Source organism: Superficieibacter sp. HKU1 (genome assembly GCF_029319185.1).
Lineage (GTDB): Bacteria > Pseudomonadota > Gammaproteobacteria > Enterobacterales > Enterobacteriaceae > Superficieibacter.
The window spans coordinates 1,244,407-1,265,176 of sequence record NZ_CP119754.1 but is presented as its reverse complement, the minus strand read 5'-3'; the positions used below and the strand labels follow the sequence as shown (position 1 = coordinate 1,265,176).

Genomic DNA, 20,770 nt, shown 5'->3' with positions numbered 1-20,770 from the left:
AGGGGCCGAGGAAGAAAACGATGTTCGGAAAACTTACACTGGATGCAGTGCCGTACCATGAACCCATTATCATGGTGACGATCGCCGGTATTATCATCGGTGGTCTGGCGGTATTAGCAGCGATCACTTACTTCGGTAAATGGTCCTGGTTATGGAAAGAGTGGCTCACGTCTGTGGACCACAAACGACTTGGTATCATGTATGTCATCGTAGCGATTGTGATGCTGCTGCGTGGCTTTGCCGATGCCATCATGATGCGTAGCCAGCAGGCGCTGGCCTCGGCGGGCGAAGCAGGATTTCTGCCGCCCCATCACTACGATCAGGTCTTCACCGCCCACGGCGTGATCATGATCTTCTTCGTGGCGATGCCGTTCGTTATCGGTCTGATGAACCTGGTGGTTCCGCTGCAGATCGGCGCGCGCGACGTTGCGTTCCCGTTCCTGAACAACCTGAGCTTCTGGTTCACGGTGGTCGGGGTGATTCTGGTAAACCTGTCACTGGGCCTGGGCGAATTCGCACAGACCGGCTGGCTGGCCTATCCGCCGCTCTCGGGAATAGAGTACAGTCCAAGCGTGGGGGTCGATTACTGGATCTGGAGCCTGCAGCTCTCGGGTATCGGGACGACGCTGACCGGGATTAACTTCTTCGTTACCATCCTGCGTATGCGTGCGCCGGGCATGACGATGTTCAAAATGCCGGTATTCACCTGGGCGTCGCTGTGTGCGAACATCCTGATTATCGTCTCCTTCCCGATCCTGACCGTTACCGTCGCGTTGCTGACCCTTGACCGTTATATCGGTACCCATTTCTTTACCAACGATATGGGCGGCAACATGATGATGTACATCAACCTGATCTGGGCCTGGGGCCATCCGGAAGTGTACATCCTGGTTCTGCCGGTCTTCGGGGTGTTCTCCGAAATCGCCGCAACCTTCTCGCGTAAACGTCTGTTCGGCTACACCTCGCTGGTGTGGGCAACCGTCTGTATTACCATCCTGTCGTTTATCGTCTGGCTGCACCACTTCTTCACCATGGGTGCGGGTGCGAACGTAAACGCCTTCTTTGGTATTACCACCATGATCATCGCCATCCCGACCGGGGTGAAGATCTTCAACTGGTTGTTCACCATGTATCAGGGCCGTATCCAGTTCAATACGGCGATGATGTGGACCATCGGCTTTATCGTTACCTTCTCGGTAGGCGGTATGACCGGCGTTCTGCTGGCGGTGCCGGGCGCGGACTTTGTTCTGCATAACAGCCTGTTCCTGATCGCCCACTTCCATAACGTGATTATCGGTGGTGTGGTATTTGGTTGCTTCGCGGGTCTGACCTACTGGTGGCCGAAAGCCTTTGGCTTCACCCTGAATGAAACCTGGGGTAAGCGCGCATTCTGGTTCTGGATCATCGGCTTCTTCGTGGCCTTTATGCCGCTGTACGTGCTGGGCTTCATGGGGATGACCCGTCGTCTGAGCCAGCAGATCGATCCGCAGTTCCACTCGATGCTGATGATTGCAGCAGGCGGCGCGGCGCTGATCGCCTGCGGTATCCTCTGCCAGCTGACGCAGTTCTACGTTTCTATCCGCGATCGCGATTTAAACCGCGACCTGACGGGCGATCCGTGGGGAGGCCGTACGCTGGAGTGGTCAACCTCTTCTCCGCCGCCGTTCTATAACTTTGCCGTGGTGCCGCACGTTCATGAACGTGACGCCTTCTGGGAAATGAAAGACAAAGGCGAAGCGTATCAAAAACCGCAGCGCTATGAAGAGATTCATATGCCGAAAAACACGGGTGCGGGCATCATCATTGCTGCTTTCGCCACGCTGTTTGGTTTCGCCATGATCTGGCATATCTGGTGGCTGGCTATCGCAAGCTTTGCAGGCATGATCATCAGCTGGATTGTGAAAAGCTTTGACGAAGACGTGGATTATTACGTGCCGGTAGCGGAAGTCGAAAAACTGGAAAAACAGCATTTCGACGAAATCACTAAGGCAGGGCTGAAATAATGGCAACGAGCACCTTTAATCAAACGACGGCTCATGCGCATGACCATGAGCACCACGATGCAGGATCGAACAAAGTGTTCGGTTTCTGGATCTACCTGATGAGCGACTGCATTCTGTTCTCGTGCCTGTTCGCCACCTATGCGGTGCTGGTTAACGGCACCGCGGGCGGTCCGACCGGTAAGGACATTTTTGAACTGCCGTTCGTGCTGGTAGAGACTTTCCTGCTGTTGTTTAGCTCCATTACCTACGGCATGGCGGCTATCGCCATGCACAAAAACAACAAAAGCCAGGTGATCACCTGGCTTGCCCTCACCTTCCTGTTTGGTGCCGGGTTCGTGGGAATGGAAATCTATGAATTCCATCACCTGATTGCTGAAGGTTTTGGTCCTGACCGCAGCGGCTTCCTGTCGGCGTTCTTTGCGCTGGTAGGGACTCACGGTCTGCACGTGACCTCTGGTCTGGTATGGATGGCGATCCTGATGATTCAGGTATCCCGTCGCGGCCTGACCAGCACAAACCGCACGCGTATTATGTGCCTGAGCCTGTTCTGGCACTTCCTCGACGTGGTGTGGATCTGTGTGTTCTCTGTAGTTTACTTGATGGGGGCGATGTAATGAGTCATTCAACCGATCACAACGGCGCGTCCCACGGCAGCGTGAAAACCTACATGACAGGATTTATCCTGTCGATCATCCTGACGGTTATTCCGTTCTGGCTGGTGATGAGCGGTGCCATATCGCACGGTGCGATCCTCGGAACCATTCTGGTTACCGCAGTGGTACAGATTCTGGTACATCTGGTCTGCTTCCTGCACATGAATACCTCTTCTGAGGAGCGCTGGAACCTGACGGCCTTTGTCTTTACCGTGATTATCATCGCCATCCTGGTAGTGGGTTCGATCTGGATTATGTGGAACCTTAACTACAACATGATGCTTCACTAAGAGCGGCGAGTATGTTTAAGCAATACCTGCAAGTAACAAAACCAGGCATCATTTTTGGCAACCTGATCTCGGTGATAGGCGGATTCCTGCTGGCCTCAAAAGGCAGCATTAACTATCCGCTGTTCATCTATACGCTGCTTGGCGTATCTCTGGTGGTCGCCTCTGGTTGTGTTTTTAACAACTATATCGACCGTGACATCGATCGTAAGATGGAGCGGACGAAAAATCGGGTGCTGGTCAAGGGGCTGATCTCGCCAAAAGTCTCGCTGGTGTATGCCACCTTGTTGGGTATTGCTGGCTTTATGCTGCTGTGGTTCGGTGCCAATCCGCTGGCCTGCTGGCTGGGGGTGATGGGTTTCGTGGTGTATGTGGGTGTTTATAGCCTGTATATGAAACGTCACTCGGTCTACGGCACGCTGATTGGCTCTCTCTCCGGCGCTGCGCCGCCGGTGATTGGCTACTGCGCGGTCGCCAATCAGTTCGACAGTGGAGCGGCCATCCTGCTGGCTATTTTCAGTCTGTGGCAGATGCCCCACTCCTACGCCATTGCGATTTTCCGCTTTAAGGATTATCAGGCGGCGAACATTCCGGTTCTGCCGGTCGTGAAAGGCATTTCAGTGGCAAAAAACCACATTACGCTGTACATCGTAGCGTTTGCTATCGCCACGCTGATGCTGACTCTGGGCGGCTACGCCGGATATAAATATCTGATCGTCGCCGCTGCGGTAAGCGTCTGGTGGCTCGGGATGGCGTTGCGCGGTTACAAAGTGGAAGATGATAAAGTCTGGGCACGCAAGCTGTTCGGCTTTTCCATCATCGCCATTACCGCGCTGAGCGTAATGATGTCCGTGGACTTTATGGTGCCGGATTCACATAGTTTGCTGGCTTACGTCTGGTAAGCCTATAAAAGGCATAGCCCAGGCTATGCCTTTTTTCTTTATAACGTGACGCCTTTTCTGAGGATCAGATTGCCGTATGCCGCCGTTTCGCCGGTAAGCACGATGGCGTAAGCCTGGCGCGCCCTCTGATAAAAATCTTCACGACCCACCCGGATAAAGCGCACTTCATTGCGAAAAGATTCAAGCACCTTACTATAGCGCTGCTCTACGACATCCTTCCCCGCGATCTCTTCGTCAAACGCCATCATGATTAACGGTTCAACGCGGTCGTCCAGTTCTATCAGCGGCATAATCGCCGTCAGAAGCTGGCTTACCGACAGGCCATCGGCACGGATTACCCTGTCGCTCAGCGAGTGCGCCGGGAAATGCGCGTCGGCCAGCAGAATTTCATCGCCGTGACCCATTTCCGCCAGCGTTTTCAGTAACGCCGGCGAGAGGAATGGCGAAATATTTTTAAGCATGCCGGAACTCCCTGGTTAGTAACGCTTGTACAGCGGCCCGTAATTCTGACAGGCCCGATAATCCTGACCTTCAACATCCATGCCATGTGCTGCCCAGGCGGAAGGACGCCAGATATCTTTATTTTGCAGATTATGCATGCAGACCGGAATACGCAGCATTGATGCCAGAGTGATGAAATCCGCACCGACGTGACCGGCGGTTAATACCCCATGATTAGCGCCCCAGTTCGCCATCATCGTATATACATCCCGGAAAGCCCCCTGCCCTGTTAGCCTCGGCGCAAACCAGGTGGTTGGCCAGCTCGGATCGGTACGCTGATTAAGGATGTGATGAACTCCCTGCGGCAGTTCCACGCTCCAGCCTTCGGCAATTTGCAAAACGGGACCAAGGCCCGCGATTAAATTAATTCGCGTCATGGTAAAGGGAATGCCGCCGCGACTCAGAAAACTGGACGAGTAGCCGCCGCCGCGAAAATACTCGCGCATAGCGGGATACCAGGTCGTCGCATCAAGACAGGCATCGGCTTCCTGCGGCGTCACCTGCCAGTGCGGTTTTAACGTCGGATGGCCGGACGAATCCGTTTGCTGACCGGTGCCATCCAGCGCCGCCGACCCGGAATTAATCAAATGAATGATGCCATGGGAAGCCCGACCGCTAAGCTGATGCCCGGTTACGCGTTCAACGGCCGCCGGGGACCAGTAGGTTCTGACGTCCGCAAAGATTTGTGCGGTTCCCGTTAGCAAATGCCCAAACAGCATCGCGACGCCGTTAAGACTGTCGTTTTCCGTCGCCACAATCGCGGGCTGCCGTACGCCGTTCCAGTCGAAAGAGCTGTTCAGTAGCGCTTCCGCCATATCCGCGTTGGGATACTGATCGCTCCAGTGACGCTGTCCCTGAAACCCGGCGGCGATAGCGTTATATCCCAGCGCCTCCTCTTCTCTGCCGAGGCCGGCAAGTCTGGCATTACCCTGCATCATGTCGCGGATGCATATCGCAATGAGCAGACTTTCACGCAGTACATGCTGGTTTTGTTCTGCGCTAAGACGCAGGGCTGACGTATTTTTATCTTCACCAAAATGAAAACGTCGTTGCGCCCAGTTCAGCGCCAGTTCGGCCTCTTCTTCATCATAAATATGATGGTCGATGCGGCGGCGCAATTCCGTCATATCGACAGCCTGGACTTTCATACCCAGCCAGGATTCAAAAAAAGCATGATCGACAATGGAACCGGCAATCCCCATAGACACGCCGCCTAACGAAAGATAGCTTTTGCCCTTCAGCGCGGCGACGGTTAATCCGGCGCGGACAAAGCGCAGGATCTTCTCTTCAACGTCTGCCGGAATAGCGGTATCCCCCGCATCCTGAACGTCCTGGCTATAGATAGCAAACGCCGGTAGCCCTTTTTGATTATGCGCAGCAAGCGCCGCCGCCAGATATACCGCCCCCGGCCGCTCGGTGCCATTAAAGCCCCAAATCGCTTTCGGACGCTGCGGCTCCATATCAATCGTCTCGCTGCCATAGCACCAGCAGGGCGTTACCGTCAGCGTTAAACCAACATTGTGCGCCGCAAACTTTTCTTCGCAGGCAGCGGCCTCTGCCAGCCCGGCAATGCACGTATCGGCAATCACACACTCAATCGCCGTTCCGCAGGCATGACGTAATTTTTGCGTGATCAGACTGACCGCGGCCTGGGCCATTGCCATCGTCTGACCTTCAAGAGATTCGCGTATTCCCATCCGCCGTCCATCAATCACCGGACGGATGCCGACACGTGGCAATATCATTTTACCCGCCATAATCGCTCCTTACTTTCAGATAGATAAATAAAAATCCTTGCTAACTCGAGTTAGCATATGAATTCCACTACGTTAAAAACAATCAATTTCCCTGTAACTTGTGAACGACATCACATCTCAATAACTGAAAGGGAGGGAACGCGATATCAACAGATAAGGGGTATACTGACCGGATAAGGGTTAAATATTCACAGTAATGAATAAGATAGAGACAGGCAGAGATGGCCAAAACAGTTGAACAGATTGCGAACGATTTGAACTTATCCGTCACCACCGTGCGGCTGGTGCTCAACGGTAAGGCGGAGCAATACCGCATTAGCGCCAGAACACAAAACAGAATACACACGCACGTCGAGCGTTATGGCTATGTTCTCAATCACTCTGCACGCAGCCTGAAACTGAACAAAACGGATACGTTAGGGTTAATTATTCCCAATATTTCAAACGTATTTTTCGCGACCCTCGCTGAAAAGCTGGAGCTACGCTGCCGCCGATCGGGTTATCAGTTAATGATCACCTGCACCTACGATGACGTTGATTATGAAAATAAACTGGTCAAATCCCTCATCGCACGCAACATCGACGGGCTGTTTGTCGTGCCCGCCACGCTGGAAAATCAACAGCACCATTTACGGCTGGTTAAAAAACCGCTGGTCCTTCTGGACAGAGACTTTACTTTCGCCACGACGCCGCTGGTTGAGAGCCATAATTTTGCAGGAGGCGAAACGCTGGCCAACAGCGTACTTGATGCGGGTAAACTGCCGCTCTGGTTTCTGGTGGGCGATCCACAGTTACCCAGTATTCGTGAACGCATAGCCGGTTATCAAAAAGCACTGCTGGAACGCGGCTTACCAGCGGAAAGCTGGGTCATGACCGGCTCAGGTAATTCCCACGAAGGGGGGTACCAGATGATGAATCAGCTTCTTGATACGCATGGAAAACCTGATGCGTTTATCGCCTCATCCCTGCCGGTACTTGAAGGGGCAACAGACGCTTTACGGGAACGTTTTGGCCTCATTCCGGCAGATATTAATATTGGCACTTTTGATGAGCATCCTATGCTGGGTTTCCTTGGAAACAACGTCTGGTCAATGCAACAGGATGAAGATACCTGGGCAGAAAAGGCCTTTGAACTTATGCAAAATGCGCTTGACGATAATCCGGTCAATGAAGTCATAAAAGTACAGATGAAGCTAATCAGCCGCAAAAAAAACGATTAACACCCACTGCGTGGCACACTGGTACCACGCAGGCTTTAGTCGTTGCCTATTCCGCTTCAGCTTTTAACGATCCGTTAATTCCTTGCAATACGCACGAATTCATCATCTGAGAATAATAAGCATTGTTAATAAAATAATAACGCATAATGATTCCGGTTAGCAGATAGAAACACGCGGGCACCAGAAGCATAATCCAGGATAATCCGGCCACCGCTTCTACGCTCTGCGCGCCCAGCGAGGTATAGCCAACCCACGCCAGAAGGTAACCGGTAATGGGCCCGGCAATCCCCATCCCCAGTTTCTGACAAAACGAAATCATACCAATTGCCAGCCCGGACGCATCGATCCCGGTTTTACATAAGCCGTAATCAGATGCTTCGGTAATAGAAGACCAGAGAATGGGCGTATTGATCTGCGATACGATCGAACACAGCAAATAAAAAATGGTCGCGCCATAAATATCGCCTTTACCAACCATCCACCATGCCAGAACGGACATCAGCGCTGACGCATACATGGAATAGCGAAAGACTTTTACTTTACAGTAAAAGCGGGTAAGCCAGGTGGAAACCAACGGCCCCAGAATGCCGCCAATCGATCCCATACTCATAAAGAGTGCGATGCCAAACCCATCGCTGGCACCAGCAAACTCTTTACCATACAGAATAGCGACGCTGCCATTGACCAGAAAACCAACGAACAATACGATCATTGCAAGACTGATGACCTGCCACTGATCGTTCTTAACCAGCCCTTTAATTTGACGCGCCAGAGGTTCGGCAGCTTGTGTCTTAATCACGCGCTCTTTTACGTTAAAGGCGCAAAACAGCATAATCGCCACGCTGACTGCGCCGACGACGGCAAATGCCATCGCGTAGTTACTGCGAGGATCGCTCCCCTGAGTCACCCACCAGGGAACGAATGTCGAGACAATCAGCGTGGCCACTTTTGCCATCGGAAAGCGAAACGCATTGGCATTCAGGCGTTCCTGCGGATCGGAAGTTATTACACCGATTAATGAAATATAGGGAATTGCCAATACGGTAAATGAAAGGCTATTAAAAATATAAACACCGGTTGACCACGCCATTTTCTCGCCGTAGGTTTGGCCGAAGGTCGTGAACAATAGCCAGAGTGACACGCCGAAGGGTAATGCGCCGATAATTAACCAATGCCGGTAACGTCCAAGCCGGGTACGGAATTTACTGGTTAATATTCCCATTAATGGGTCGGATACCGCATCTATGGTTCTGACGATCATTAAAATCCAGCCTGCATCAACAGGCGTTAGTCCTACCACCTGAACAAGAAAAGCATAAATTAAGATTGAAGCCGAAATAATTGATATGGTCAGCGCCATATCTCCAGCGCCATAGGCGCTCTTTTCGAGAACCGATAAACGTGAGCTCATAATATTATTCCCGTAATTCGGACAAAGTAATATCAGGCATACGCATTTCTCAGCAAATACAATATAAAGCGTAATGCGTATACCTTAATATTTATTTATGGCTAAAAGGGCTGACCACTTTATTTTTTTGCGCTTTCACCCAGGTTGCAGCGATTTTTTTATTAACCTCAGCCTGTCTTTTTTCCTGCCACGTTATCAGTCGTTGCCGGGCATTTTCTTTACCCTTGCGCATTTCCGGACTTAATGCAACCTCCTCCAGCGGTGCAAAAGGCTCGCCGGGTCTGGCCGGAATGCGCTCCTCAACCGGTTGCATCGTCAACGATGGCGAAGGCAATTTCTGATACCAGTATACGGTTGAAGCCCAGTCATCTGCCAGATGGTTAGCGTGACCATGCTCCATCGTTACGCGAATTCGCTTTTTGAAATGTACCGGATCGGTAATGTGGAAACGATAGCTGGTCTGGAAACCCGGCACGTGCGAATCATGCAGAGAAGTACCGATAAATGGTGCAGAACAGTCCTGCATTCCCCACGCATGGTTAAAATAGTCCTCCGTTCCCGTACCGTGGATAGTCGGCGGCCATGCGGGATCGTCATCAATAAAAATCATCTCATCCCCTTCCCCCCACCAGGTGGACTGGCGATGGCGAACGGAGAGATTGCAGCCGATGTAATGTCCCTCGCCAGCAATATCAAGAAGGATATAGTTATTGTCGCCGGTTTCATTAGCGATGTTAACTTCCGGACTATTGACCTGTAGCTCAGGTGCCCAGCCTTTGCAGGGATTTTCGCGTTTCCACCACGCATGAAAATACGCGATATCCGCAGCGTGCTTTTCCGGATAAAATTCAAAGTCTATGTTGAAATATTGTCCGTAAGGGATATCGTTCTGATTCTCTACTTCAATTATCGCCCGCTCATTAAACGGCATCGGCAGATAGCAATTACAGGCGGCGGTAGCGCCCGGCTTATAGTTTTCTTCAGGACGACAAGAAACCATAAAAGGCAATGAGGTAAAGCTGGCCGGAATGGAATGCCCAATGCAGAAAAAATCCCCCAGCGGAACAATAACGGAAGGCTGCGCCTGGTTATCCCAGTAAAATTTAAGTAACACCTTACGGTAATACGCATCGTCATGTTCTTCCCAGCTGACACCCAGCGCATTATTGATTTCATTGATCGGCGCAACGTATTGCCCTAACGTCGGGTCAATCAATCCCGGGCCAATAATCTTCCGGCAAAACTGGGTCATCCAGATATGGGTTATACACCCGCTACCGCTGATATCCGCCAGTCTGACGGTTTCACCTGCCGGTATCATCCAGTTATCCTGATTGCGCCCGCTTTGGTCCCAGCTTGACACCCGACCGCTGGATGCATTTTTCACGCGGCACAAATCCTGCATAAAGCCAATTTTTTCTACTGACATCTCCATCGCCTCCCTTCACTGGCGGATAAAAGTACCTACGACCTCTGTCATTGAGGTTTGCTCACGTTAACGTGCGATATTGTCTCGCTACTGCTAACTCGAGTTAGCAAAGTAATGCGCAGCAAAAACCCTGACAACAGAGTTGATTAAATAATGTGACAACCATCATTATTTTTGTTTTAACACCATGATAAATAAAACAAAAAATCACATGCGAGTATGGGATGTGAGAAAAAGGGCGCTACCGTTATAACGGGGCATAAACTCTGAGCGGGTAACGTTTCGTCATTGCGCTGGTTGTGATGGTATTCGTGAATTTGAGAGGCTGAATTCATAGGGTCTACTGGCTTACACCTGACCATATGAGTCGTTCGGCTAAGGTGTTTTGCGGCCCACGTTTTCATTTTAAGAACAATATTTTCACCATGTAATATTTGTTAAATAACCCTTTGTTTACCCTCGCCCCTTGCCGCACTACACTATGTCCGATTTTCACGTCGAGGTAGTAATGAACGATTACAAAATGACGCCAGGCGAATTGCGCGCCACCTGGGGTTTAGGGACCGTCTTTTCTTTGCGTATGCTCGGCATGTTTATGGTCCTGCCGGTTCTGACCACTTACGGCATGGCCCTGCAGGGGGCAAGTGAAGCCCTGATTGGCCTGGCGATTGGCATTTACGGTCTCGCGCAAGCCGTTTTTCAGATCCCGTTCGGCCTGCTTTCCGACCGTATCGGCCGCAAACCGCTGATCGTTGGCGGACTGGCGATTTTTATCGTTGGCAGCATCATCGCTGCGCTCTCCAGCTCCATCTGGGGGATTATTCTTGGGCGCGCGCTTCAGGGATCCGGCGCCATTGCCGCGGCGGTAATGGCCCTGCTTTCCGATTTAACCCGTGAGCAAAATCGCACCAAAGCAATGGCGTTTATTGGCGTCAGCTTCGGCATTACCTTTGCGATTGCCATGGTGCTGGGTCCGGTAATCACTCACAGGCTCGGGCTGAACGCACTGTTCTGGATGATTGCCGTTCTTGCCTCTGCCGGTATCGCCCTGACGTTGTGGGTGGTGCCCAATAGCACCAGTCATGTACTGAACCGCGAGTCCGGAATGGTAAAGGGCTGCTTTAGTAAAGTGCTGATGGAGCCGGGACTGCTCAAGCTTAATTTCGGCATTATGTGCCTGCATATTCTGCTGATGTCGACCTTTGTTGCCCTCCCCGGCCAGATGGAGGAAGCGGGTTTCCCGGCGGCAGAACACTGGAAGGTTTACCTGGTCACCATGCTGATCTCGTTCGTTTCGGTGGTGCCGTTCATTATTTATGCCGAAGTAAAACGGCGGATGAAGCGGGTCTTTTTGGTGTGCGTTGCGGTCCTGCTGATTGCCGAAATTGTGCTGTGGGGCGCAGGCCCACACTTCTGGGAACTGATCGCTGGCGTTCAGCTTTTCTTTCTGGCATTTAATTTGATGGAAGCGCTGCTGCCATCGCTGATCAGCAAAGAGTCTCCGGCGGGCTATAAAGGCACGGCGATGGGCGTTTACTCCACCAGCCAGTTTATCGGCGTGGCGATTGGCGGTTCGCTAGGCGGCTGGGTCGATGGCTTTTTTGATTCGCAAACCGTGTTTCTGGCGGGCGCGTTACTGGCGACACTCTGGCTGCTGGTCGCCAGCACCATGAAAGAGCCGCCGTATGTCAGCAGCCTGCGGGTGGAAATTCCGCCGGAGGTCGCGGCTGATGAAACGTTAAAAGAACGTCTGCTGGCGGCGCCAGGCGTGAGTGAAGTGCTGGTGGTGGAAGATGAGCATTCAGCGTATATCAAAATCGACAGTAAAGTGACGAATCGCTTTGAGATTGAAACAGTTATAAAAAAGGTATAAAAACGTCAGGGCGATATTACGCGCCCTGACAACAAGATTAATCGCGGAAGTTCTTAAACTGGAACGGTTGTCCCAGATCGCCGCCGCGCACCAGCGCCATCACCGACTGCAAATCGTCGCGGGATTTCCCGGTAATGCGGATTTCTTCCCCCTGGATTTGCGCCTGTACTTTCAGCTTGCTGTCTTTAATCAGCTTGACGATTTTCTTCTGGATCGCGCTTTCAATGCCCTGCTTCAGCTTTGCTTCAACGAACCAGGTTTTGCCGCTGTGAACGAATGTTTCCGGCACGTCCAGCGACGTCCCTTCAATGCCGCGTTTAAGCAGTTTGGCGCGCAAAATATCCAGAAGCTGATTAACCTGAAAGTCAGACTCGCTCAGCACCTTGATTGTCTTATTTGCATCGTTCAGCTCAAATGTGGCTTCAACGTTGCGAAAATCAAACCGTGACTCAACTTCGCGGCTGGCGTTATCTACCGCGTTACGTGCTTCCTGAAGATCAACTTCAGAGACAATATCGAAAGATGGCATCTTTTCCTCTCCCTTCGTTTCTTTTGCGATGCATAATACCCGCCACACGGCATAACTCAACTTGTTCTGTCCAGTAGCATAGCTGAAAACGCTATAATGGACGTATTGCAGGTGAGGAGGATGAATGAAAATTACCGTACTCGGATGCGGTGCACTGGGACAATTATGGCTGACCGCGCTGCATAAACGCGGGCATGACGTTCAGGGCTGGCTACGGGTGCCGCAACCGTATTGCAGCGTTAATCTGGTTGAGCTGGATGGCTCAATTTTTAACAAATCCCTGATCGCCAACGATCCCGATTTTCTGGCGCAGAGTGATTTACTGCTGGTCACGCTTAAGGCCTGGCAGGTTTCTGACGCCGTACGCGCGCTGGCGGCAATCCTTCCTGAAACGTCCCCTATTTTGCTCATCCATAATGGGATGGGTGCCGTTGATGAGCTGCGTAACCTGAAACAGCCGCTGTTAGTCTCTGCGACGACGCACGCAGCGCGCCATGACGGCAACGTGATTGTTCACGTTGCCAGTGGGATCACCCATATCGGCCCGGCGCGCAGCTACCCGAAAGACTACAGCACGCTGGCGGATATCCTGCAAAAAGTCCTTCCCGATGTCGCCTGGCATAACAATATCCATTCAGCCCTGTGGGGGAAGCTGGCGGTGAATTGCGTCATCAACCCGCTTACCGCACTGTGGAACTGCCGCAACGGCGAGTTGCGAAGCCATCCGGAGACTGTTGAGGCGTTATGTTATGAAATAGCGGCAGTGATGGAACGCGAAGGGTTTCATACCTCGCAGGATAACCTGCTCTACTATGTTTATCAGGTCATTGATAGCACCGCCGACAATATCTCCTCTATGTTGCAGGACGTACGCAGCCAGCGTCATACTGAGGTTGACTATATTACCGGCTATCTGCTCAAACGCGCCCGCGCGCACGGGATCGCCGTTCCGGAAAATACCCGCCTGTTTGAACAGGTGAAACGAAAGGAGAGTGAATATGAGCGCAGCAGCACTGATATGCCTCGCCCCTGGTAGTGAAGAAATCGAAGCCGTCACCACTATCGACCTGCTGGTTCGCGGCGGTATTAACGTCACGGTTGCCAGCGTCGCCAGCGATGGCAACCTGACGATCACCTGTTCACGCGGCGTGAAAATCCTCGCCGATGCGCCGCTGGTCGAAGTGGCCGACGGTGACTTCGACGTCATCATCCTGCCCGGCGGCAATAAAGGCGCAGAGTGTTTCCGCGACAGCCCGCTGCTGGTCGAAACCGTTAAACAGTTCCACCGCTCCGGTCGCATCGTCGCCGCTATTTGCGCGGCTGCCGCCACCGTCCTGGTGCCGCACGAGATTTTCCCTGGCGCGAATATGACCGGTTTCCCGGCGCTCAAAGATAAGATCCCCGAAGCACAGTGGCAGGATCGGCGCGTGGTATGGGATGCGCGGGTGAAACTGTTGACCAGCCAGGGACCGGGCACGTCGATTGATTTCGGCCTGAAGATTATCGACCTGCTGGTCGGGCGCGAAAAGGCGCATGAAGTGGCGTCGCAACTGGTGATGGCGGCGGGGATTTATAATTACTATGAGTAAAAAAACCGGCAGTGCGATGCCTGCCGGGAAGTTACCAGGGAGAAGCCTTTAAATAAACACCCACAGTGTAAAGCCCGGTACTCACGCGATACCCGGCGGGGCTATTGAACGCGTAGATCTCCCCTTTAACCTGTAAATGAATAGCTTCATTTTCTATTTTGACGATAGCCTTATCGTCTGCTATTATCAGAAATGGTGAAATATCTTGTAAATTGTCCATAAATTCTTGATCGCTTTTACTTGCGTCATAGAGATAATAGCGATAAGAAAACGCAGTTGTCGCACCAGCACTAACTTGCGTAATATAAAGATTAGCAAGGTTATTAACCTTTACCTTTTTTATAATACTCTGTCCCACTGGGGGAAAATTAAAACAGATATAGCAAAGTATAAGAAATATAATTAAAACTGGTATTGCTATATACCTTTTTTTAAAAACCGGCGCGTTTCGCATAATCAATCCCAGCCCTTATCCATGCCTGATCTTCGGGATCATCGCCAAAAGGCGGCCTGCTATGCCATGAACCAAATTCAGGTTTACTAGACCCTGCTCTGGTTTGTGCCCAACCCGCAGCTCGCAATAACACAGAGCCGGGAATACCGGCCGCCGTTCCTGTTGCTCCATAATTAAAATTGCCAAAGTTAGCATATTGTCTACCAGCATGGTTTTTATAATCCCATACTCCGTTTAATCTTACCTTTTGATAAAACCATTCATAAGTCATCGCGCCAGGCCCCCGATGAAAGCGAGCCTGCATCATATTGCTGGCCAGCGAAACGCCCGGCGGAGAAAATGAAGAAACGTCATACGGAGGTGTGGCTTTCACAGCTCTTGTTAGGTAACGCATATGATTTCCTTTACTAGTGACGTTATCGTATAAATTTATGTCAATAATTTACATCAACAGGAAAAAAAAGCAAACCCAACTACATTCGTTTTCCTTTTATTTATTCCGCAAATGAATTAATCTCTATTTATAATTCAAATAAATCCCCTTCTTGCCCATAATAGCTTGCTATTATTTAGGTTAAACGTTTATTAAGAAAAACTCTCTCTACGAGCAATAATTGAAGGCTCCAGCAAAACAGGTGCCATTGAGTTTCTTTAACTTCGGCACGAAGTTGTCGATTTATTAGTCAGGCATACGAACATGTAAGTTACGTCACAACTGGCAATGTGGCTTCATAATCAGCTTGTTTTGGTAGCCACAGGCGCGACCAATGTTTCGCTCTGTGGCTTATAATGCCCAACGATGATATTCGCTTACACGCTGTTCAATAAACACCTTCATTTCATCGCGCGGATAATCAGGTAAATCACCGGGAACCCACAAAAAACCAAGCGTCCCCAGATCCAGATAATCCATCCGATCATGGCTCACAAGCCCCACCACTTTCTGCCACACCACAAAAAAGGTGCTGCTGCTGGTCGTCCAGCGCACACCGCGATCGGTCAACTCCAGCAAATATCCACTACGAATAGTTTCATTGATCTCATACATCGTGCGCAGGTAGCGGCGATAACGTAACCTGGTTTTGATAATTATAACCAGTGCCCCAGCGATAAAAAGCGCGAGCAACGCGGCTTTTGCCTCATTCCCTTTGAGATTGAACAGGTAGTCAGTAGCATCGCACTCTGTTGACCACGATGAGAGTTGCAGGTGGCTGTAATAACCGTCGTCCAGGATATCGCCGATAAACATCAGGCAAAATAGCAGTATCGCAAAGGTCAGAACCTTCAGAAACCTTCTGCTACGCTGCGGAAACGCCCGGTAAAATAGCCTGCCGCCCCACTGGTATTGCTTAAAGGATAACGCATGACCCGGTATCTTAATACGATACCGGGTTTCACCCTGATCCTGCTGAAAAGCATACAATTCCATTGTAAATAAACCTCCCTGTTTTTTATTTTAAGGCCGATACACCTTCACATTCTTAAACCCCTGCTCGCGCAAATAGAGCGCCTGCAAACGGCTCATCACGCCGCGCTCGCACCACAGCAGCCAGGTTTTGTTCTGGTCGAGATCGCCGAATTTGGTGCTCAGCTTGTAGAACGGTAGCGTCACCACGTCGATGCCTTCGACTTTCAGCGGCTTATCGTCCTGCTCATCAACTGAGCGGATGTCGAGGATCACGTCATTTGCGCCGAAGCCGCTGACGGTTTCGACTTCCACCACCTCCTGCTCCGTCTGGGCTGCGATGTCGCGAATGTCGACGTTGTTGGCCTCTTCAACCACGCGGCCGAGGATGCTGAAATCAAAGTGCGCTTCTTCGGCCTCGATCTTCTCTTTTACCGCTTTCACGGTAGGGCTTTTCGAGATCACGCCGCAGTATTCCGGCATGGTGCGGGCAAAATCTTCCGTACCAATCTCGCGCGCCAGATCGATGATGTGCTCTTTGTCATGTGAAATCAGCGGACGCAGGATCAGAGTATCGGAAACGTTGTCGATCAGGCGCAGGTTAGTCAGCGTCTGGCTGGACACCTGGCCCAGCGCTTCACCGGTCACCAGCGCCTGAACGCCGTAACGCTCCGCCACTTTCGAGGCGGCGCGGATCATCATGCGCTTAAGGACCACACCCATTTGGCCGTCATCCACTTTTTCGAGGATCTCGCCGACCACCGGCTCGAAGTTGATTGCCACAAAACGCACGCGATGTGAACTGCCGAAGCGGTTCCACAGATAGTGTGCCACCTGACGAACACCAATTTCATGCGCCGCGCCGCCCAGATTGAAGAAGCAGTAGTGGACGCGACAGCCGCGACGCATCAGCATGTAGCTGGAGACGCCGGAGTCAAAGCCACCGGAGATCAGCGACATCACATCTTCCTGAGTACCAATCGGATAACCGCCAATCCCTTCGACGCGGTTATTCACCAGCAGTAAGCGGTCGTTTTCGATTTCGAGGTTAACGGTGACATCAGGCTTCGTCAGCTTCACTCGTGCGGACTCAATATGTTGATTTAGCCCGCCACCAACATAGCGTTCCACTTCGATCGAGCTAAACTCATGGGTGCCACGACGCTTAACGCGCACGCAGAAGGTTTTGCCTTCCAGTCGTTCGCGGTACAGCGCCAGTGCTTTTTCAAAGATATCGTGAACCGAGGTAAAAGGAACATCTTCCACCTCCAGAACATGATGGATTCCCGGAATGCGGGTCAGCGCGTCGCGGATAACCGGGCGCAGACTTTCGTCTTTAGCACGAACTTCGATATGATCCCAGTGGCGAATGATGGCAAGATCGTCTTTCCAGGATTTAAGAACGTTACGAATGTTACCGGTTAAAATTTTAGTAAAGCGCAAACGCACAGATTGGCTTTTGATAGTGATTTCCGGGAACAATTTAATGATAAACTTCATGGCGGCAATGGTTCTTTGGCAAGTCTTAAGCGACTTGTAGTGGGAATAGTACAGCAGCCCATACCTGCGGCTGCATCCAGGTGCGCAAGTATACCACCATCGCGGTCATTCTGTGCATCTGCCCTTACCATTGCGCGTTATTTGCTAATCACTCCGGGTCCGTTACCATATCCCCGAGCTGAAATTACTGAGAGTCAGACATTTACTATGCCTAAGAAAAACGATGCACCTGCCAGTTTTGAAAGCGCGCTGAGCGAACTGGAGCAAATTGTCACTCGTCTGGAAAGCGGAGACCTGCCGCTGGAGCAGGCGCTGAATGAATTTGAACAGGGCGTGCAGCTGGCGCGTCAGGGACAGAAAAAATTGCAGCAGGCTGAACAGCGGGTGCAGATCCTGCTGGCAGATAATGACGAGGCCCCTCTTACCCCTTTCACCCCGGACGCTGAGTAAATGGACTTTAGCCAACAGCTGCACCTTTGCGTTGAGCGGGCGAATGGCGCGCTACGTCGGTTTATTGAGCCGCAGCCGTTTCAGAACACTCCGCTGGTCGAGGCGATGCACTATGGTGCATTGTTAGGCGGTAAGCGCCTGCGTCCCTTTCTGGTCTATGCCACCGGCGAGATGTTCGGCGTCAGTCCGCAGACGCTGGACGCGCCCGCTGCGGCCATCGAGTGTATCCACGCCTATTCGCTGATCCACGACGATCTCCCGGCGATGGACGATGACGATCTGCGCCGTGGTCAGCCAACCTGCCATATTAAGTTTGGCGAGGCGAGCGCGATCCTGGCTGGCGATGCGTTACAGACGCTGGCGTTCTCGATCCTCAGCAGCGCGCCGATGGCGGATGTCGCCGATCGCGATCGACTGGCAATGGTGGCGGAGCTGGCGCAGGCCAGCGGCGTCGCGGGGATGTGTGGCGGGCAGGCGCTGGATCTGGAAGCGGAAGGTCAACATGTGGATCTGGCAGCCCTTGAGCGCATCCATCGCCATAAAACCGGGGCGCTGATCCGCGCGGCGGTCAGACTGGGCGCGCTGAGCGCTGGCGATAAAGGACGTGACGCACTGCCCATTCTTGACACATATGCAGAATCTATCGGTCTGGCCTTCCAGGTTCAGGATGACATTCTTGATGTGGTGGGCGATACTGCAACCTTAGGGAAACGTCAGGGTGCCGATCAGCAGCTTGGCAAAAGTACCTACCCCGCACTTTTAGGCCTTGAGCAAGCTCGCGATAAAGCCCGGGATCTGATTGACGATGCCCGCCAGTCTCTCAGTCAACTGGCCGCACAGTCTCTCGACACCTCAGCACTGGAAGCACTGGCGAATTACATAATCCAGCGTGATAAATAAACAAACACCGCGATGAGTCTCTATGAGTTTTGATATAGCCAAATACCCGACCCTGGCGCTGGTCGACTCCACCCAGGAGTTACGCCTTTTGCCAAAAGAGAGCCTGCCGAAGCTGTGCGACGAACTGCGTCGCTACCTGCTCGACAGCGTGAGCCGTTCCAGCGGACACTTTGCCTCCGGGCTTGGCACGGTTGAGCTTACCGTGGCGCTGCACTATGTCTATAACACCCCATTCGATCGGTTGATTTGGGACGTGGGCCATCAGGCTTACCCGCATAAGATTCTGACCGGTCGGCGGGATAAAATCGATACTATCCGCCAGAAAGACGGGCTGCATCCCTTCCCGTGGCGCGGTGAAAGCGAATACGACGTATTGAGCGTCGGCCACTCCTCCACCTCGATCAGCGCAGGCATCGGCATCGCGGTGGCGGCGGAAAAAGAAGACAAACAGCGGCGTACGGTCTGCGTGATCGGTGACGGGGCGATTACCGCTGGCATGGCGTTTGAGGCGATGAACCACGCGGGCGACATCCGTCCGGATATGCTGGTGATCCTCAACGACAACGAAATGTCGATTTCAGAGAACGTTGGCGCGCTGAATAATCATCTGGCGAAGATCCTCTCCGGCAAGCTTTACTCCTCTCTGCGCGAAGGTGGCAAGAAGGTTTTATCCGGCGTACCGCCGATTAAAGAACTGCTCAAACGCACGGAAGAACATATCAAAGGCATGGTGGTGCCGGGTACGTTATTTGAAGAACTGGGCTTTAACTATATCGGCCCGGTTGATGGTCACGACGTGTTAAGCCTGGTGAGCACCCTGAAGAATATGCGCGGTCTGAAAGGCCCGCAGTTCCTGCACATCATGACGAAAAAAGGCCGCGGCTATGAGCCGGCCGAGAAAGATCCGATCACGTTTCACGCGGTGCCAAAATTCGATCATACCAGCGGCGTATTGCCGAAAAGCAGCGGCGGCTTGCCGTCCTATTCCAAAATCTTCGGCGACTGGCTGTGTGAAACGGCGGCCAGCGACCCCAAACTGATGGCGGTGACGCCCGCGATGCGTGAAGGCTCCGGTATGGTCGAGTTCTCACGCAAATTCCCCGACCGTTATTTTGACGTTGCCATTGCTGAACAGCACGCGGTGACGTTTGCCGCCGGGCTGGCGATTGGTGGCTATAAGCCGATCGTGGCGATCTACTCCACGTTCTTACAGCGCGCTTACGATCAGGTGATCCACGACGTTGCCATTCAGAAACTGCCGGTGCTGTTTGCTATCGATCGCGCGGGGATCGTCGGAGCCGATGGTCAGACGCACCAGGGCGCGTTCGATCTCTCATTCCTGCGTTGTCTCCCCGATATGGTGATCATGACGCCGAGCGATGAAAACGAATGCCGTCAGATGCTGTATACCGGCTATCACCATAGCGATGGCCCAAGCGCGGTGCGCTATCCGCGCGGTTCAGGTACTGGCGCGACGCTGGAGCCGCTTCGTTCCCTGCCCATCGGCAAAGGGGTCGTGAAACGTGAGGGCGAGAAAGTCGCGATTCTGAACTTTGGTACCCTGCTGGCGGACGCCGCACAGGTGGCGGAATCGCTGAACGCCACGCTGGTGGATATGCGCTTTGTGAAGCCATTAGATGAGGCGCTGATCCTGCAACTGGCTGAACAGCACGAGGTGCTGGTGACGCTGGAAGAGAATGCGATCATGGGCGGTGCGGGCAGCGGCGTCAATGAAGTGCTGATGGCACAGCGCAAAGCGGTGCCGGTGCTGAACCTCGGCCTGCCGGATTTCTTTATCCCTCAGGGAACCCAGGAAGAAGCCCGCGCCGACATTGGCCTGGATGCCGAAGGGATTGAAACAAAAATCCGCAACTGGCTCGCATAACTCCCCTCCCCACTCCTGCTAT

General features: G+C 52.3%; 20 protein-coding genes. 11 read left to right on the top strand and 9 right to left on the bottom strand.

Translation table 11 applies throughout. From position 1 onward, the window contains the following. Positions 1-20: 20 nt before the first annotated feature. The 4 genes from cyoB to cyoE are packed head-to-tail and all read left to right on the top strand — an operon-like array spanning position 21 to position 3,845. On the top strand, positions 21-2,003 hold the full coding sequence (gene cyoB / locus P0H77_RS06065) for a cytochrome o ubiquinol oxidase subunit I (protein ID WP_276164017.1): 1,983 nt from the start codon (positions 21-23) through the stop codon (positions 2,001-2,003). Beyond that, entirely contained in the window at positions 2,003-2,617 is a 615-nt protein-coding gene (locus tag P0H77_RS06060) for a cytochrome o ubiquinol oxidase subunit III (protein WP_276164016.1), read from the top strand. The genes cyoB and P0H77_RS06060 overlap by 1 nt, the downstream gene beginning before the upstream one ends. Continuing rightward, positions 2,617-2,946, top strand: a complete 330-nt coding sequence (locus tag P0H77_RS06055) for a cytochrome o ubiquinol oxidase subunit IV (protein WP_103674910.1) — start codon at positions 2,617-2,619, stop codon at positions 2,944-2,946. The genes P0H77_RS06060 and P0H77_RS06055 overlap by 1 nt, the downstream gene beginning before the upstream one ends. A gap of 11 nt (positions 2,947-2,957) precedes the next feature. Further along, positions 2,958-3,845, top strand: coding sequence for a heme o synthase (gene cyoE / locus P0H77_RS06050; RefSeq protein ID WP_276164015.1), 888 nt, complete (start codon positions 2,958-2,960; stop codon positions 3,843-3,845). Between the two features lie 38 nt (positions 3,846-3,883). Here cyoE and fucU read toward each other — a convergent pair whose 3' ends face one another. Together fucU and fucI are read right to left on the bottom strand one after the other, a co-directional pair. Further along, positions 3,884-4,306 (bottom strand): L-fucose mutarotase, encoded by a 423-nt coding sequence (gene fucU / locus P0H77_RS06045; RefSeq protein ID WP_276164014.1) that lies wholly within the window; start codon positions 4,304-4,306, stop codon positions 3,884-3,886. Between the two features lie 15 nt (positions 4,307-4,321). Next, positions 4,322-6,103: an L-fucose isomerase gene (fucI, locus tag P0H77_RS06040; protein ID WP_276164013.1), complete on the bottom strand. Its 1,782-nt coding sequence runs from the start codon at positions 6,101-6,103 to the stop codon at positions 4,322-4,324. 221 nt (positions 6,104-6,324) lie between these two features. Between fucI and P0H77_RS06035 the strand changes: the two genes are divergently transcribed. Beyond that, positions 6,325-7,323, top strand: a complete 999-nt coding sequence (locus tag P0H77_RS06035) for a LacI family DNA-binding transcriptional regulator (RefSeq protein ID WP_276164012.1) — start codon at positions 6,325-6,327, stop codon at positions 7,321-7,323. A gap of 46 nt (positions 7,324-7,369) precedes the next feature. Here P0H77_RS06035 and P0H77_RS06030 read toward each other — a convergent pair whose 3' ends face one another. Further along, entirely contained in the window at positions 7,370-8,734 is a 1,365-nt protein-coding gene (locus P0H77_RS06030; protein ID WP_276164011.1) for a glycoside-pentoside-hexuronide (GPH):cation symporter, read from the bottom strand. A gap of 91 nt (positions 8,735-8,825) precedes the next feature. Then, positions 8,826-10,163: a glycoside hydrolase family 172 protein gene (locus tag P0H77_RS06025; RefSeq protein WP_276164010.1), complete on the bottom strand. Its 1,338-nt coding sequence runs from the start codon at positions 10,161-10,163 to the stop codon at positions 8,826-8,828. 508 nt (positions 10,164-10,671) lie between these two features. Here P0H77_RS06025 and P0H77_RS06020 point away from each other — a divergent pair. Then, positions 10,672-12,036, top strand: a complete 1,365-nt coding sequence (locus P0H77_RS06020; RefSeq protein ID WP_276164009.1) for an MFS transporter — start codon at positions 10,672-10,674, stop codon at positions 12,034-12,036. A 37-nt stretch (positions 12,037-12,073) separates the two neighbouring features. Here P0H77_RS06020 and P0H77_RS06015 read toward each other — a convergent pair whose 3' ends face one another. Next, the gene (locus tag P0H77_RS06015) at positions 12,074-12,565 is read right to left on the bottom strand and encodes a YajQ family cyclic di-GMP-binding protein (RefSeq protein WP_103674902.1); all 492 of its coding nucleotides are present in this window, start codon (positions 12,563-12,565) and stop codon (positions 12,074-12,076) included. A gap of 124 nt (positions 12,566-12,689) precedes the next feature. Here P0H77_RS06015 and panE point away from each other — a divergent pair, with 124 nt between their 5' ends. Together panE and yajL are read left to right on the top strand one after the other, a co-directional pair. Next, entirely contained in the window at positions 12,690-13,601 is a 912-nt protein-coding gene (gene panE / locus P0H77_RS06010) for a 2-dehydropantoate 2-reductase (RefSeq protein WP_276164008.1), read from the top strand. Further along, positions 13,564-14,154: a protein deglycase YajL gene (yajL, locus tag P0H77_RS06005; protein WP_276164007.1), complete on the top strand. Its 591-nt coding sequence runs from the start codon at positions 13,564-13,566 to the stop codon at positions 14,152-14,154. Before panE ends, yajL begins: the two co-directional genes overlap by 38 nt. Positions 14,155-14,185: 31 nt before the next feature. On the opposite strand, the gene P0H77_RS06000 is transcribed toward yajL, so the two are convergent. The 4 genes from P0H77_RS06000 to thiI all read right to left on the bottom strand — a co-directional run bounded on the left by P0H77_RS06000 (position 14,186) and on the right by thiI (position 17,513). Then, positions 14,186-14,608 (bottom strand): hypothetical protein, encoded by a 423-nt coding sequence (locus P0H77_RS06000; protein ID WP_276164006.1) that lies wholly within the window; start codon positions 14,606-14,608, stop codon positions 14,186-14,188. Further along, entirely contained in the window at positions 14,586-15,002 is a 417-nt protein-coding gene (locus tag P0H77_RS05995) for a polymorphic toxin type 44 domain-containing protein (RefSeq protein WP_276164005.1), read from the bottom strand. The genes P0H77_RS06000 and P0H77_RS05995 overlap by 23 nt, the downstream gene beginning before the upstream one ends. A 390-nt stretch (positions 15,003-15,392) precedes the next feature. Beyond that, positions 15,393-16,037 (bottom strand): hypothetical protein, encoded by a 645-nt coding sequence (locus P0H77_RS05990; RefSeq protein WP_276164004.1) that lies wholly within the window; start codon positions 16,035-16,037, stop codon positions 15,393-15,395. 27 nt (positions 16,038-16,064) lie between these two features. Further along, complete coding sequence (gene thiI / locus P0H77_RS05985) at positions 16,065-17,513, bottom strand: tRNA uracil 4-sulfurtransferase ThiI (RefSeq protein WP_276164003.1); 1,449 nt, start codon at positions 17,511-17,513, stop codon at positions 16,065-16,067. 207 nt (positions 17,514-17,720) lie between these two features. Here thiI and xseB point away from each other — a divergent pair, with 207 nt between their 5' ends. From xseB to dxs, 3 genes are read left to right on the top strand one after another with little or no spacing between them, the layout of a single operon-like run. After that, positions 17,721-17,963: an exodeoxyribonuclease VII small subunit gene (gene xseB / locus P0H77_RS05980; protein ID WP_276164002.1), complete on the top strand. Its 243-nt coding sequence runs from the start codon at positions 17,721-17,723 to the stop codon at positions 17,961-17,963. Beyond that, on the top strand, positions 17,964-18,863 hold the full coding sequence (gene ispA, locus P0H77_RS05975; RefSeq protein ID WP_276164001.1) for a (2E,6E)-farnesyl diphosphate synthase: 900 nt from the start codon (positions 17,964-17,966) through the stop codon (positions 18,861-18,863). It begins immediately after the preceding gene. A gap of 22 nt (positions 18,864-18,885) precedes the next feature. Beyond that, positions 18,886-20,748, top strand: a complete 1,863-nt coding sequence (gene dxs, locus P0H77_RS05970; RefSeq protein WP_276164000.1) for a 1-deoxy-D-xylulose-5-phosphate synthase — start codon at positions 18,886-18,888, stop codon at positions 20,746-20,748. Positions 20,749-20,770 lie beyond the last annotated feature (22 nt).